The 13,345-nt window shown below is 42.3% G+C and carries 18 protein-coding genes; 6 read left to right on the top strand and 12 right to left on the bottom strand.

Features of this window, described 5'->3' with window-relative positions:
- The 5 genes from MRT15_RS05980 to pstS form a co-directional block, all read right to left on the bottom strand.
- Window positions 1-190: hypothetical protein (locus MRT15_RS05980; protein WP_304328852.1), on the bottom strand; the 190-nt coding region annotated here is incomplete at its 3' end.
- An 11-nt stretch (window positions 191-201) separates the two neighbouring features.
- Window positions 202-960, bottom strand: a complete 759-nt coding sequence (gene pstB / locus MRT15_RS05975; protein WP_304328850.1) for a phosphate ABC transporter ATP-binding protein PstB — start codon at window positions 958-960, stop codon at window positions 202-204.
- Window positions 950-1,792 (bottom strand): phosphate ABC transporter permease PstA, encoded by an 843-nt coding sequence (pstA, locus tag MRT15_RS05970; protein ID WP_304328848.1) that lies wholly within the window; start codon window positions 1,790-1,792, stop codon window positions 950-952. Before pstA ends, pstB begins: the two co-directional genes overlap by 11 nt.
- A 3-nt stretch (window positions 1,793-1,795) precedes the next feature.
- Window positions 1,796-2,794, bottom strand: coding sequence for a phosphate ABC transporter permease subunit PstC (gene pstC, locus MRT15_RS05965; RefSeq protein ID WP_304328846.1), 999 nt, complete (start codon window positions 2,792-2,794; stop codon window positions 1,796-1,798).
- 3 nt (window positions 2,795-2,797) lie between these two features.
- Window positions 2,798-3,910: a phosphate ABC transporter substrate-binding protein PstS gene (gene pstS, locus MRT15_RS05960; protein ID WP_304328844.1), complete on the bottom strand. Its 1,113-nt coding sequence runs from the start codon at window positions 3,908-3,910 to the stop codon at window positions 2,798-2,800.
- Window positions 3,911-4,007: 97 nt separating this feature from the next.
- Between pstS and MRT15_RS05955 the strand changes: the two genes are divergently transcribed.
- From MRT15_RS05955 to MRT15_RS05945, 3 genes are all read left to right on the top strand, one after another.
- Window positions 4,008-5,051, top strand: a complete 1,044-nt coding sequence (locus tag MRT15_RS05955) for a phosphate uptake regulator PhoU (protein ID WP_304328842.1) — start codon at window positions 4,008-4,010, stop codon at window positions 5,049-5,051.
- Between the two features lie 128 nt (window positions 5,052-5,179).
- The gene (locus MRT15_RS05950; RefSeq protein ID WP_304328840.1) at window positions 5,180-5,743 is read left to right on the top strand and encodes an L-2-amino-thiazoline-4-carboxylic acid hydrolase; all 564 of its coding nucleotides are present in this window, start codon (window positions 5,180-5,182) and stop codon (window positions 5,741-5,743) included.
- A gap of 44 nt (window positions 5,744-5,787) precedes the next feature.
- Window positions 5,788-6,060, top strand: coding sequence for a hypothetical protein (locus MRT15_RS05945; protein ID WP_304328839.1), 273 nt, complete (start codon window positions 5,788-5,790; stop codon window positions 6,058-6,060).
- On the opposite strand, the gene MRT15_RS05940 is transcribed toward MRT15_RS05945, so the two are convergent.
- The 6 genes from MRT15_RS05940 to MRT15_RS05915 all read right to left on the bottom strand — a co-directional run bounded on the left by MRT15_RS05940 (window position 6,043) and on the right by MRT15_RS05915 (window position 9,854).
- Window positions 6,043-6,579 (bottom strand): manganese efflux pump, encoded by a 537-nt coding sequence (locus MRT15_RS05940; protein WP_304328837.1) that lies wholly within the window; start codon window positions 6,577-6,579, stop codon window positions 6,043-6,045. The two genes, MRT15_RS05945 and MRT15_RS05940, sit on opposite strands and share 18 nt — an antisense overlap.
- 183 nt (window positions 6,580-6,762) lie before the next feature.
- On the bottom strand, window positions 6,763-8,064 hold the full coding sequence (locus MRT15_RS05935; protein WP_304328835.1) for an acetamidase/formamidase family protein: 1,302 nt from the start codon (window positions 8,062-8,064) through the stop codon (window positions 6,763-6,765).
- Window positions 8,065-8,153: 89 nt separating this feature from the next.
- Window positions 8,154-8,921, bottom strand: a complete 768-nt coding sequence (locus tag MRT15_RS05930; protein WP_304328833.1) for a cyclopropane-fatty-acyl-phospholipid synthase family protein — start codon at window positions 8,919-8,921, stop codon at window positions 8,154-8,156.
- A gap of 93 nt (window positions 8,922-9,014) precedes the next feature.
- Window positions 9,015-9,230 carry an AbrB/MazE/SpoVT family DNA-binding domain-containing protein gene (locus MRT15_RS05925; RefSeq protein ID WP_304328831.1) on the bottom strand — a complete coding sequence of 72 codons (216 nt, stop codon included), beginning with the start codon at window positions 9,228-9,230 and terminating at the stop codon, window positions 9,015-9,017.
- A gap of 119 nt (window positions 9,231-9,349) precedes the next feature.
- Window positions 9,350-9,754 (bottom strand): hypothetical protein, encoded by a 405-nt coding sequence (locus MRT15_RS05920; protein WP_304328829.1) that lies wholly within the window; start codon window positions 9,752-9,754, stop codon window positions 9,350-9,352.
- Window positions 9,732-9,854 carry a hypothetical protein gene (locus MRT15_RS05915; RefSeq protein WP_304328827.1) on the bottom strand — a complete coding sequence of 41 codons (123 nt, stop codon included), beginning with the start codon at window positions 9,852-9,854 and terminating at the stop codon, window positions 9,732-9,734. The genes MRT15_RS05920 and MRT15_RS05915 overlap by 23 nt, the downstream gene beginning before the upstream one ends.
- A gap of 209 nt (window positions 9,855-10,063) precedes the next feature.
- Between MRT15_RS05915 and MRT15_RS05910 the strand changes: the two genes are divergently transcribed.
- The 3 genes from MRT15_RS05910 (at window position 10,064) to MRT15_RS05900 (ending at window position 12,562) form a co-directional block, all read left to right on the top strand.
- Window positions 10,064-10,480 (top strand): winged helix-turn-helix domain-containing protein, encoded by a 417-nt coding sequence (locus MRT15_RS05910; protein ID WP_304328825.1) that lies wholly within the window; start codon window positions 10,064-10,066, stop codon window positions 10,478-10,480.
- A gap of 202 nt (window positions 10,481-10,682) precedes the next feature.
- The gene (locus MRT15_RS05905; protein WP_304328823.1) at window positions 10,683-11,384 is read left to right on the top strand and encodes a class I SAM-dependent methyltransferase; all 702 of its coding nucleotides are present in this window, start codon (window positions 10,683-10,685) and stop codon (window positions 11,382-11,384) included.
- A 251-nt stretch (window positions 11,385-11,635) separates the two neighbouring features.
- Entirely contained in the window at window positions 11,636-12,562 is a 927-nt protein-coding gene (locus tag MRT15_RS05900) for a hypothetical protein (protein WP_304328821.1), read from the top strand.
- On the opposite strand, the gene MRT15_RS05895 is transcribed toward MRT15_RS05900, so the two are convergent.
- On the bottom strand, window positions 12,534-13,345 hold an 812-nt coding region (locus MRT15_RS05895; protein ID WP_304328819.1), incomplete at its 5' end, for an SLC13 family permease. The two genes, MRT15_RS05900 and MRT15_RS05895, sit on opposite strands and share 29 nt — an antisense overlap.

Genomic DNA, 13,345 nt, shown 5'->3' with positions numbered 1-13,345 from the left:
CGAAGGCTCTATCCTCCACGTATTCAGTCATGATTAGGAGGTTGTTTGATATTTCGCGGATTTCATTGTATGCCTCCCTCCCCTCTAGGCATTCTAGGAGGGATTTTGAAACTGCATTGTAGGCCATCTCCCCCATCCTATTTAGGGTTGATGAAAGTCCTTCAAGACTTACATCAATGATTCTGCTCATCCCAATTCACCTCAACCAAACTTTCCAGTTATATATCTCTCCGTTAACTCGTTTTGGGGGTTCTCGAATACTTGTCTTGTTGGGCCGTACTCTATTAGTTCGCCGAAGTAGAGGAAGGCTGTGAAGTCTGAGACTCTCGCTGCTTGTTGCACATTGTGTGTTACGATGATTATCGTGTAATCCTCAGCCAGCTTCCTTATCAGCTCTTCTATTTTAGCTGTTGATATTGGGTCTAGGGCTGAGCATGGTTCATCCATTAGGAGGACTTCAGGTTCAACGGCTAATGCGCGTGCTATGCAAAGTCTCTGTTGCTGTCCACCGGATAAGCTTGCTCCAGACTTATGTAGTTCATCTTTAACTTCATCCCATAGGTTGGCTAGCTCTAAGCTTCTCTTTACAGCAGCATCTAGAACCCTCTTATCCCTAACGCCACTCAACTTCAATCCTATTGCTACATTGTCGTATATGGACATCATTGGGAATGGGTTTGGCTTCTGGAAGACCATGCCTATCTTCCTCCTCACCATAACTGGGTCAACACTCTTATCATAGATGTCTACCCCATTAAATATAACCTTTCCAGAAACCCTTGCCCCCGGGGTTAATTCATGCATCCTGTTGAGGCATCTGAGGAATGTGGTTTTACCGCATCCAGATGGACCCATTATGGCTGTTACAGTGTTCTCCTCAATTTTCATGTTGATATTCTTCAGTACATGTTTGGATCCGAACCATGCATTCAAATTTTGGATATCAAATTTAACCACCATAATACCACCCCTTCATGAGTAGAGTTCTTGCAGCTACACTTATTATTAAAATCATTAAGATAAGTATTAGTGCGGATCCCCAGGCTAGGGTTACCCAGTTTTTAAATGGGGACATGGCGAATATGAAGACGTTTAGAGCTAGGTTTGCCACTGGACGGTTTAACCCTGAGAACCACCATCTCCAAAATCCCATGGTTACAAGTACTGGGGCTGATTCCCCTGCAATTCTTGCAATGGAGAGCAATATTCCAGTGACTATAGTCTTTTTTGCGCTGCTAAGAACAATTGTCATTGTAACTTTCCATCTCGGTATTCCAAGGGCTATTGCTGCTTCACGTATACTCATGGGTACAAGTTTCAATGCTTCCTCAGTTGTCCTTGTAACTATGGGGATCATGATAACAGCCAATGCGAAGGCTGCTGCAGTTACTGAGAATCCAATGGAACGTGTAATTAGGGTGTAGGCGAAAACTCCGATGACAATTGATGGGATTCCATTTAAAACGTCGTGGAGGAATCTGATGATCATGGAAAGCTTGGATTCACTGTACTCGCTTAGGAATATTCCTGACATCAATCCTATGGGGACACCCATGAGGGATGCTAAACCAATGGTTATCAGTGTCCCCTGTATGGCATTTGCAACTCCTCCCCCAACCTCGCCAACTGTGGGTGTGGGTTTAATGAAGAAATCCATGTTTATTGTGGAAGCCCCCCTCACGAAAACCTCGTATAGTATGCTGAATAGTGGGATTAATGCTGATATGAGGGCTAGGTATATGAGGATCCTCATGAAGTAATCCTTAACAAACCTAAACCTATGATAATCCATAACCTACTCCCTCGCAATCCCCCTCACTAGTCTAAGGGTTCTCCAAACAATCAGTCTAGCGAGGATATTGACTATTAGCGTTATGATTAGTAGGATTAGTCCAACATTTATTAATGCGCTTACGTAGAGGTCGTAGGTTGCCTCTAAAAGTTCATTGGCTATTATTGAAGCCATGGTGTACCATGCATCGAAAAGTGAGGATGGCCAAACTTGGAATTTATTCCCAATAACCATTGTTATCGCCATTGTTTCCCCCATGGCACGTCCCAAGCCAAGAACAATTGCACCTATAACTCCAGAACGGGCATAACTCACCACGATTTTAGTAGTCTCCCATTTAGTTGCACCCAAAGCTATCATGGCCTCCCGCTGAGAATTGGGAACTGATGAGAATAGGTCACGCATAACTGAGGAAACTGTTGGGATTATCATTATGGCTAAAACTATTCCACCAGTTAAGACGCCGCCACCATAGATGGGTCCAGAGAAGAGTGGTGTGAAGCCTAAGGCTGCTTGTAGATATGGGTATACGTGGTCGCGTAGGAATGGGATGAGCACAAACATCCCCCAAAGCCCATAAATAACGCTTGGAACTGCGGCTAAAAGCTCAACGAGGAAGGATAATGCAAACCCGAATCGTCTAGGGAGATATTCTGAGAGGGCTAATCCAACCCCGAGACTTATGGGTACACCTATAAGGAGGGCTATAGCTGACGTAACCAGTGTGCCAAGTATTAAGGGTAGGGCTCCGAAAACTTTGGAGATGGCTGGATCCCATGTGGTTCCCACAATGAAGTTTAAACCGAATGTTTGTATGGATAGCCAAGAACCCTCAACAAGCTCATATATCATTAAACCGAGGAGGATGAATATGCTTGAAGCTATTAAGGCGCTTACAAACTTGAAAACCTCATCCCCCCTAAAATGACCTTTAAATCGTGAATGAATCTTCAAATTTAAAAAATTATTGGGGATTGTAGGTGTCTTCTTGCGTATACCCATTTTTTATCGCCTGAAAAGCTGTTGTCCATTGAATGTTATCATGCGAATTGTCTCCTCATTGTGTGCCACGACATTTTGGGGTAGAGGTACATAGTATAGGTTGGCTGCATAGCTTTGTCCATCATGAATAGCCCACCATAGGAAATCCACTAAAGCCTTAGCCGTAGCTTCATCCATATTGGGTAAAACGTTCAACTCCTTATATACGAGGATGTAGGAGAAGCTTGTTATTGGGTAAGCCCCATATGCCTGTGTATTGTTTGCTAAACTATCCACTATTGAAACCTTTGACCAGCTTTCATCTCCCCTGGGAAGGGTTAAAGCAGCGTATTCCGCTGCCTTTGAGAAGGATTCTATGCTTGGTTCAATGAATTCTCCAGCTGCATTCTGAACATATCCATATGTCAAGTTATTCGTCTTTGCATATGTGAATTCAACGTAGCCAATGGAGTATGGCGTTTGCTGTACGAGGGCTGCAACACCATCATTCCCCTTCCCACCTAGACCGGTAGGCCAATTAACAGAAGTCCCCCTACCAACATGCTCCCTCCATTCTGAACTAACATCAGACAAGTAGCTTGTCCAAATATATGTGGTGCCACTCCCATCAGACCTATGCACCACGGTGATGGGTTTATCTGGAAGATTCACATTTGGGTTTATTGCAACAATTTTTGGGTCATTCCACTTTGTTATCTTCCCAAGATATATGTCTGCAAGTATCTCCCCAGTGAATTTAAGCCCCTTAGATATTCCTGGAAGATTGTATATTACGACAACTCCCCCAATGGTTATGGGTATGTGTAGAGTGTTGGGGGCTTTTGAAGCTTGAGCCTCCGTTAATGGGGCGTCGCTGGCTGCGAAATGCACAGTCTTCTCAATGTGCTGTTGTATTCCACCACCACTCCCAATCCCCTGATAGTTCACTTGAACGTTTGGTTTAATTTTATGGTATTCAGATGCCCACTTATCAATCAATGGGAATGGGAATGTTGCTCCAGCACCATTCAAAGTTACCGTAGGTTCACTCCTCATCAAATACTGATATGCGAAAACTCCCATGACAGCTATGGCAACTATTAGTATTGTAACGGCAACTCCACGCGCCATTTTCATATGTTTCCCTCCGCCGCCTATTTAGATTGATAACATTTATATATTTTTCCCGAATAGAATATATAGAATTTGAATATCTATATAGGTGGTGATGTGAATGGAGGAGCATGTGGATGAAGAGACGAGGAGGATTCAATTTACTGGGAAATCCACATATATAGTTTCACTTCCAAAGGAATGGGTTGTGTCGATGGGGTTGAAGGCTGGAAGCCTAGTAACGATAACCCGGCAAGATGGTTCACTCATATTAACCCCAAAGGGGGTTGCTAAACCTGCAACTCAACCCACAGAAGCCACAATCACCATTTCAAGTGGGGAAGACCCTGAAACGATAGTGAGAGCCATAATCTCCCTATACTTGGTGGGCTACAATTCCATTATAATAAAGGCAAGGGAGGATCGGATAAGCATCATGCAGAGGAACTTGATAAAGGAGTTGACTAGGAAAAAGTTGGTTGGCACAGAAATAGTATCCGAAACCTCTAATGAAATTAGGTTGCAGGTATTGGTGAGCTACCCAGAACTATCAGTTGAAAATGCTTTAAGACGCATGTGCATAATAGCCACCTCAATGCATAATGATGCGATGCAAGCATTGAAGAATATGGATAGGGAGCTTGCCGAGGAAGTAATCCAATTGGATGATGAAGTTGACAGATTCAGCTTCTACATAATACGCCAACTTAAATTAGCTGTACAAAATGTGAAGATAATAAGGGATATTGGACTCTCCAGCCCAAGGGATTGCCTAGGATACAGGGTAATCGTAAAATTTGTGGAGAGAATAGCTGATCACGCTGCAAGAATTGCTAAAAACGTCCTCTCACTGGAGGAAAAGCCAAGTGAATCAGTCCTCCAAACACTCTATGAAATGAGCACATTCGCCCAAAACTTATTTGAAGATGCAATAAGAGCCCTATTCAAAAAAGACTACGCCCTAGCAGATCAAGTCATATCCAAGACAAAAGCAATAGTAGCTCTTGAAGAGAAAGCATTAAAGGAGATACTATCAAAAACAAAGCAGGCAGACATCTCCAGCATAAGAATGATAACTGAAAGTATACGTAGGATAGCTGAATATGCAAGCGACATAGCAGAAATAGTCTTAAACCTAAATGTAAACCAGATAATCGCAACTTGACAAATCCACTACAACCGAGGATAACATAGATTTCAAATGCACCACCTTCCCTAAAAGAGTTATTAGAAATCTCGTCTGCGCAAAAGGATAAAAGCAATGCAGAGATAAAGGGGTATGGAGGGATTGATATGAGTCATAGGGAAATGATCCCCCTAGATGAAGCGAAAAGGGCAATTGCAAGCGTTAGCAGAAGAGTGGCATTACTACACCTCTCATATGCTAAAGCAATAATTGAAGAACTTGGGGAAGAGAGGGGTTTAGAGGTCATTGCTAAAGCCATAAAGGATTATGGTGCTAGGATAGGTGAAAAGACTAGAAGGGAAGTGATGAGCCTAGGTTTGGAGCCAACCCCAGAAAACTTTAATGCTGGAGAAAGCTATAGGCTACCCCCATTCGGCATGCACGACAAAATCGAAACGGTGAAAGTTGATAATGAGCAGAGGGTGAGAACATATGGATGTATACTTGCAAAGGTATGGCAGGAGTATGGTGAAGAAAGGTTGGGACGCCTCTACTGCTACATGGACGTATCAAAATACATGGGCTACAACCCAAACTACAAACAAATACACATAAAAACCATCCCAGATGGACACCCATACTGCGAACTAACAATTAGACCCACAACAGAAGAAGAAAGAAGAATCTTCCTAAGGGGAGAGGGGAAGGATTGGCTAAGTATAGACAAGTAACTTCCATTTACATTTTAAACTAAATGTGAGGAGGGTTAAAGAGCATGGAGGCCAACTTAATTCGAAGGGGGTTAGAGGAGCTTATTAAGAGTATTGACCTTGAATTGGCAAGAACAGAAGTTAGGTTAACGATGATTGCCGAAAAATTTGGCTTAAAATCATGGAAGGAGCTTGAGGAATTCTTTAAAAGAGGGGTAGATAATTTGGAAATTGACCTTGCTTGGGTTGAGTATCGCTACCTTAAAGACAAATATGAATCCCTATTAAAGGATAGGGAGAAGGTTTTACAGCTTCTATCTTCAAATTCCAAAAGCTAACTCCAAAAACTTCCAAACCCCCAGAATTATTAGGATTATGCCTGAAAGGATTGATGGGAGTCTTCTATTCAAACTCCTTATCCAGCTACTTAGGAGTGTTGCGAATAATATTAGAATGGTGTTTGCCAGGATTACTGCCACTATTATCCATAAAATGGGGATTCCTAGAAATGGGTAGCTGACTCCAACAGCCCCTTCATCAATACTCCCCAAAACACCAATGGCAGACAATGCTAGAAGAGATGAAGCTTTCTCCATACTCAATTCCGGCTGCTCATCTTCGAAGGCTTCTCTAATAATCCACACCCCAACACATGTAAAGACAATTAAAATCAGCCAAGCACTGAAGGATGCAACCCACCCATATATTGCCAATCCCACAAGCCAACCCAGCAAAGGCAGTAAAGCTGATGATATGGAGAATGCAACCGCCATTTTACATGCATTAACCATCAACCTCCCAAAAGTTCCACCTGGCATTAGTAGGCTTAAAGCAAAGGCAAGACCAAAATCATCCAAAGATAGCCCCAAGGACAACAAGGTAAGAGTCAAATAATCCAATGTGATCACTCATAATATTCGATTATAAACATGCCTTAAACCTTTCCCCAAATCTCCTTCAAAATACGTGTCTCATATGTCTTCCACTTTAAAGAGGATTTCAAGATGATGGAGGGAAAAAATGGAGGGTTAATTTGTGTGTTAGAAGGGTAGTTTGTACTGCTTCACAACTATGTCGTCTATCTTCAGTTTTTCTAAGATTCTTATTGGTGCTTGAAGGGTTACTTGCACTATGCCTGGTAATCTCCCTATCTCCACAGCTCCACTAACAGTTACCCTGTTCCTTACCTCTTCAATGCTCATTCCAAGTAGTTTTGAGGCTCTTATGAAGCCTTTCATAGCTGCTTCGTTTATGGTTGGCCCTGAACCTATTATCTGTATGGGTGCCACGGGCTCTGCTTCCACATTTAATTTCCTAGCTAAATTTAATATGTGATCCCACTCATCCTTCCTCCAAGGTTTAGCTATTGGTGGTAGGTCTTCTTCTGGTGGGAGTAGTATTGGGCCATCTAAATTCAAGTTCTTGATAACTGAGACTTCAACTATACTCTTGGCTGCAACGTCTGTTGTGTGTCCAGCTACTTCACCATCCCCCTGCATTGCATGGGCATCCCCAGCATAGATTCCCCCACCCTCCACCTTGACTGGAACTATTAAGACGGCACCCTCCCTAACGGAATTCACATCTAAATGTCCATCTGTAAGCTTGGTTTCATAATCCTCCTTAGTAATAGCGTAGGGATGGGGGGCATTAACAAGGAACCAGCCGAAATCACCAGCATTATGCGAATCAGGTATGTCAATTGCAGGTGTGCTACCCAACTGACCTAGGAATGGCTTCATCCTTGCCGCTAACCCCACAACATCACTCTTACCCAGCACTAGAACGGGAACTTGCTTAGAATTCTTTGGTAGAGCAGCCCACTCCCATGCATTTCTAGCTATCTCCTCAGCCATCCTCTTGTCAACAGTTATTCCAACACCTAAATCCAAATCAAACACCATTGTGTAACCATTAACCATTATGAATGGGGATGATGGAGCCCCACACTTCCTACACTTAACAGCATTATCCCCTATACCATCCACATAGAAATCTGGCCACGGCTCATTACATGAAGGACACTTCTTCATCACATAAGGGTCACCAACATAGCTACCGGGACGCGCCACATCAACACCTGAGGAAGAGGCTTTAGAAAGCACCTTCACACTCAATATGCGAACTGCTATTGCATCACCAACCCTAGCCCCATCCACAGTCACAGGGACATTGACCTCATGCCCCCCTCTTATATTGGGAGTTATCATAGGACCCCAACAACCAGGGGAAGTAACAAACACTATCATACCACCATCGGCAACAGGCCCCAGCATCTTAGCATGCGGCCCAATAATACCATTAGTCTGAACATCATTATACAATTCATTTACAACAGTCAAAAACGCCACCTGAAATATAACTTTAGCATGTGAAGAATATTTATTCTTTTGTAAATATACCATTTAGATTAATTCTTCCTCCACCTTTATCATTTGGCTTTGAATGCTACGTTTAGGTTGCTTAGTAGTGGCTTGTATGGTGTGAGTGTGGTGGTGTCTCTGTAGGCGTTGGTGAATTGCCACCCATTCTCCTCAGCCAGTTTCACTAGTTCGTGAAGTGTATATACCCTCAGTTTAAATGACATTTCATCTATGAATATTAGGTCTCTGCCAACCCTCCTATAGAATGTCCATGTATTGGTCATCACTGCTTTTAATGGGTCGAATATGGGCTTCTCTACGCAGATCAGTTCATCATCTACCTCATTGAAATAGCTTATGCCAGTTCCAAGGAGTCCAACTCTCAGTATGGTTGAATCAAAGTTTACAGTGTTTAGTATGAGTAGATATCCATTGTCACATGTGACTCTACGAATTCTCCTCAATATGTCTGCGTCAACAGATTCATCATAATACCCTATTATCGTAGTCCAGTACATTATGGTGGCATCAAACTTCACGTTCCCATTAAACTCTTCATCTATCCTCCTAGCATCACCAGTTCTAAAGTTAACTTTATCCTCAACTCCATGCATCTTCGCCTTCTCAAAGGCATCCCTAATAAACACTGGTGAAACATCCACGCCCACAACCCTATAACCCAATTTAGCTAGATTCACAGCTATCCTCCCATTACCACACCCAAGATCAAGTATTAGAGAACCCTCCCCCAAACCAAGAGACTCCAATATTCTCTTCACACCTAAAGCCTCCACATCTGCCTTCTCCCACATCTTATTAAGCACTCTAAGAAACAACTCCCCCTTATCGATGAAAACTCATTTATCCAATTCGTAGAGTTACTCAAAATGGTCACCATAAAATCAGTGTGGATCTATATAAAGACATTGTTATCTCTCTTCTTGCAACTCTCTTATCATCTGATATACTGCTTCCTTAGCCTCTCTGTCTACACCAAAAAGATCTTCCAATGGAATTATTGGGACAAGTAATATTCCCCCATCAGTCTCTATGAACTTCACACGAGACCCCTTCTTCAACCCATACTTCCTTCTAATCTCAGCTGGAATTGTCACCGTACCTTTCCCGGTTATAGTATAAATCAAATCGTTTTTCACCATACTTACATGCTAAAAGTATTCTTACAATTTAAATTTTCCCAATATTCAAACATTCCCCGCTGATAATACATGCAAAACAATAAGTGCTTCCAGCTCTTCCAAAGTTAGGCTCCTCTCCTCTCCCTCCTACCAAGTTCATCTCTGAAACACCAAACGCCTTCAAAGGGGTCGATAATTACAACGCGTAATCTGCTAAGTAGAGCATCATTTAATAGTATAAATCTTCCTCTAGTGATGTATGCATAGCTCTTCACAGGCCCTTCAACCTTATCCTCGGTTACCAGGTATATGTTGAGGGGATTTGAAAGTTTTGGTAGGAGAACTCTACTCCCATCAGCCAGCACCCTCTCAACTAGGATAACGCTAGGCTCTCCCCCCATCAACTCTCTTACAAGTTCTTGTGGAATTGCAATCTCCGGCTCTTTCCCAGCAAAACCACTATTAGCTATCCCTAAACCTTCAACGCATTTCTCACCATAGCACACTTTAATCCTCAACCTTAGAACCATGCTCCAACTCCTCTTCAGGGGGCAGGATAGCTGGCATCAGCTCTTCCACATCTTCAATAAGTTCTGGAATTAGAATAGTTAATATTTCCTCACCACTCATATATCCTATCAAGACTATTTAGAGAATGGAGAATTTAAAAAGCTTTTTTGAAGTGGCATGGAGGCGCTATGTTTTGTAGCATGTACTGATAACAGTACATTCATTAAAAGACGCACATCCATTAAACCCAGATCTTAAGAGAAACACATAATCCACATTTACTAAAAGTGCTTATTTGACGTTTAGCTAAAATATGAATATTCTGATCCTTGAGCTTTAAATACTCCATCAATAAATTGTTTATTGATAAGTATGCCAGAAGAAATTTACACGAAGAGGGAATACCAATCCATTTTGCTAAAGACTCTGGGAGACCCCCAAAACTGAGGATAATAGATTTCTTCCTAGACAACCCGTTATTCGACTTCACCAAGAAGGAAGTTATTGAAGCTCTGGGGATGAGTAAGCAAACCTTCTACAAGTACTTTGAAGATATAGAGAAGTACGGCATAGTGAAAGTTTCCAGGAAAATGGGTAGAGCAAAACTCTATAGGATAAACCTCGAGCATCCATTGGTGAGCATGCTAAGGGAATATGAAACAAAGGTATCAATGCAAATAGCGGAGGAGGAAGCCAGGAAAGTAAATGTTCCAGCAAAAATTAGTTCAACTTATATTGGGAATTGAAAACTCATACTTTGTCGCTTCTCCTTCATTTTCAACCTTACCTTTAATCCTTTCAAAGCCTTCCAACAAATAATTTTCTAACTCATTTTCCACCGACTATTCCATGGGGATTACCCTTCCCTAAACTTCTTAAGCTCATTCTCAAATAACAATGTTTATAAGCTATTCCCAATAAACAGGGGAGATATGTGAGGTTTAAGTAATGACGCAATGGACTGAGGATGAAGTTAAGAAGCTGAGTGCTGTGATATTAGAAAGAATCTATGAGGATTTAAAACCGTTGGATGCTAAGAAGATTCTATTGCTTTGTAATGGTGAAGGTGATGTTGCCTTCTGGCTTGCGGGGAAGGAAAAGGGCTTTAATGGGAAGATTATGGGATTAGAGCTTGATGAGGGATGCTTGAAAAGGAGCTTGGAAAGATTAAGGGAAAATGGGTTGGAAGGCATTGTAGAATTTCATAGAGCTGAGAAATATAGGATTCCATTTCCTGATGAAGAGTTTGATGCTTTAATCAGTGAATTCATAATATTCCCCACACCTACACCAACAGAGATAGGGCAAGTTGAGATGGCTCGTGTATTGAGGAGGTGTGGGAAGATGATACTAACAGACGTTATTGCCACAAAGAGAATTCCAGAACACGTTGGAAATGAACTCAAATCAATAGGTCTCAATTACCTATGCTATGCCACCAAAAACGACTTCAAGGAATGGATGACAAGTGCAGGCTTGAAGAACATAGAAATCGTTGATCTTACACCTCAATTAAAACAGATATGGGAAGAACGCTACCACAAAAACGCAATTCATGAGCATAAAGAAGGTTACCACTACCTCTTAAATAGTGAATTCCGCTTAGGAGAAACCGTATTCTACATTTATGTTAAGGGAGAGAAATTATGACAATAATAAAGGAATATTGGAAGCCCATAAGATCGCATCCAAAATTGCATGCATATTATATGCTTCATTAAAATTGCTGATAAAAATGTTGACCACATACATCAATAAAAAATTAGCATTAAACAACTTATGTCAGTTAGCTGATATAAGACCACTTTCGTCAGATGTGGGGGGTTGGGAGAACTTTAAGAGAGGCTGAAAACAACATGGGGATCTAGGAGATTACATGCAGTTTTAACATGGTGCGTGTCATGGGTTTTTTGTATTTTTGGAAAGGTTTATTTACAAAAAGTTTCATAGACGTAGGTGTGAAAAGTGGGGTTAGAAGAGTTAAAGGTCAGTTGAAGAGGGTTTTGAGGGAGGCTGGTATAGAGTTTAGGGAGGATGTGAAGGTTGGGGGGAGTTTGGAGTGGGTTGTGGATTTTGAGGTTCCTGGACGTGATGTGGTGATTGTATGTTGTGAAGTGGAGGGGGAAGCTTGGGAGAAGTATATTGAATGTCAAGATATAGTTGAGAAGACTGGGAAGACATGTATACTTGTGATGGCTGGTCCATGGACTACTGTGGAGATGATGAGGTTGGCTGCAATTCATGGGGTGATTATTGTGGATCATGAAGGCATGGACAAAATACCACCAATAATTCTAGGGGAAGCGTGGAGTGGACGTGTGGTTATGAAGCCTCCGAAGATTAGGGGGAAGACTCCTAGGAGAGTTGTGGAGGAATGTCGGAGGGATGTTTTGGCGTTGCTAAGTAGTAGGCCATTAACGAGGAATGAGATTGTGGAGGCTTTGGGTGGAAGGTATCCTGAAAGGACTGTGGAATGGTGTATATCTAAGCTTAGAACTATGGGGGTTATAAGGGTTTTGGGGAGAACTGCTGGTGATGGGAGGGCAATATATGCTGCCACAAACATGGAGGGTTGGGGGGAGGCTATGGAAAGGTATATGCCATCAAAAGCTTGGATTAGGGAAATTAGGAGAAGGAGGGTTATGGAAGTGTTAAGGCAGGCTGAGGGATGGATGAGCACAAGGCAAATAGCGGATGCAACTGGCATGAGCATACCGCAAACCATAGCAGTCCTAAGAAGCTTAATGGGGAGGGGAATCTTAATGCAGAAGAAGAGCGAGGGGGTCACGCTATGGAAAATTAGAGGAGGAATAATTGAAGGATTATGAGGGAGATTGCAATCGAATATGCTATTAGTGTGGGAACAGTGCATTCCCTAACCCAATCATCTAAACCCACTTTCACACCTTTACCAGCAAGTATTCCGAGAGCTACAATGTTGGCTGCGGCTCCGAGTGGAGTTAGATTGCCGGCGTAGCAAGCTGAGATGAGTAGACCCCACCATGTTGGATAAACATCTACAGCCCCCTTGAGGGAAAGGGCTATGGGGGTTATGGTCGCAATGATACTGATGTTGTCTAGGAATGGTGAAAGTGTGAAGGTGAATAATGAGAATTCTGTGAAGATTAAGAGGCTACTCCCACCAGTAACTCCGAGGATCATTTCTGCAAGCCTAGCGGTAACTCCAGTATATTTTAAAGCTCCGGCTTCGCCTAAAATGCACATTATGAATAGGAGGCTCCACCAATCCACCTCCCCCTCCACAATCTCCTTTGCATCTTCCCTATATAGGATTAGGGATAATGAGGCGCCAATAAATCCGAAGCCTAGAAGCATGGTTCCCTCCCCTAAGCCAAGGGTATGCTCCCAGAAGCTGTGGGAAGCTACACCTAGAATTGAGAAGAAAAATATCATGGCTGCGTAAACAAGCCTCCTATAATCAGTTACAAATGAAGCTGTGTCCACAATCCTGCCACTCTCCTGTAAAACCTTATTCACTGAGCTTTGAGCTTCAATCACATATGTCTCCCTCTTCCTCATGAAGTAGATGCAGAGGATGAAGACTGATAGGAGACCTATTGGGAAGCTCCACCTCAATAATTCTGAGAAGC

The organism is Candidatus Culexarchaeum yellowstonense (assembly GCF_024707025.1).
Taxonomy (GTDB): Archaea; Thermoproteota; Methanomethylicia; order Culexarchaeales; family Culexarchaeaceae; genus Culexarchaeum.
This window is presented reverse-complemented; position numbering and strand designations above follow the sequence as displayed.

Coding starts and splice junctions, on each gene's coding strand:
- MRT15_RS05915 (WP_304328827.1), bottom strand. CDS start 9,854: ATGAGTGGTGAGGAAATATTAACTATTCTAATTCCAGAACTTATTGAA.
- pstS (WP_304328844.1), bottom strand. CDS start 3,910: ATGAAAATGGCGCGTGGAGTTGCCGTTACAATACTAATAGTTGCCATA.
- MRT15_RS05900 (WP_304328821.1), top strand. CDS start 11,636: ATGGGTTTTTTGTATTTTTGGAAAGGTTTATTTACAAAAAGTTTCATA.
- MRT15_RS05945 (WP_304328839.1), top strand. CDS start 5,788: ATGGAGGCCAACTTAATTCGAAGGGGGTTAGAGGAGCTTATTAAGAGT.
- pstB (WP_304328850.1), bottom strand. CDS start 960: ATGGTGGTTAAATTTGATATCCAAAATTTGAATGCATGGTTCGGATCC.
- MRT15_RS05920 (WP_304328829.1), bottom strand. CDS start 9,754: ATGGTTCTAAGGTTGAGGATTAAAGTGTGCTATGGTGAGAAATGCGTT.
- pstC (WP_304328846.1), bottom strand. CDS start 2,794: ATGGGTATACGCAAGAAGACACCTACAATCCCCAATAATTTTTTAAAT.
- MRT15_RS05950 (WP_304328840.1), top strand. CDS start 5,180: ATGAGTCATAGGGAAATGATCCCCCTAGATGAAGCGAAAAGGGCAATT.
- MRT15_RS05955 (WP_304328842.1), top strand. CDS start 4,008: ATGGAGGAGCATGTGGATGAAGAGACGAGGAGGATTCAATTTACTGGG.
- MRT15_RS05905 (WP_304328823.1), top strand. CDS start 10,683: ATGACGCAATGGACTGAGGATGAAGTTAAGAAGCTGAGTGCTGTGATA.
- pstA (WP_304328848.1), bottom strand. CDS start 1,792: ATGGATTATCATAGGTTTAGGTTTGTTAAGGATTACTTCATGAGGATC.